The sequence below is a fragment of the Mycoplasmopsis mucosicanis genome, assembly GCF_006546935.1.
GTDB classification, from domain to species: Bacteria; Bacillota_I; Bacilli_A; order Mycoplasmatales; family Metamycoplasmataceae; genus Mycoplasmopsis; species Mycoplasmopsis mucosicanis.
The window spans coordinates 1-420 of record NZ_SMDN01000043.1; the positions used below are offsets into that span (position 1 = coordinate 1).

Sequence of the window (420 nt, forward strand, 5' to 3'; positions counted from 1 at the left end):
ATGCAGAAGTTGATTATATCATTGTAGAAGCGACTGGTGTTGCGAATCCGATTGATATTTTGGTTGCCTGTCAAGACCCTTTATTAGTGGATGCATTTTCATCAATAGAAACGATAGGCTTGGTGGATAGTGTCAGATTTATAAAACGACATGACAATACTGCACAAACGAAAGCTTTAATGGAAGATCAAGTCCGTGCGAGTCAAACGATACTGGTTAATAAAGTGGATTTAATAGAAGATGACGCACAACTTCAAATGGTGATTGAAGATATTAAGGCGCTATCACCTAAAAGTCGTATCGTTCTCACACAATACGGTGAAACATTGAAAACAATTGAAAAAGGTGCAAATGCACAAAATGTCGATGTGACAGGGTTTCATAGTCATACACATGCACATTATACGAGCTTACAATATC

Annotated in this window: 1 protein-coding gene; it reads left to right on the forward strand. The window is 37.4% G+C overall.

Annotated features, from left to right (window positions below):
• The coding region (locus E1I18_RS03675; RefSeq protein ID WP_141484233.1) for a GTP-binding protein at positions 1–420 on the forward strand (420 nt) is incomplete at both ends.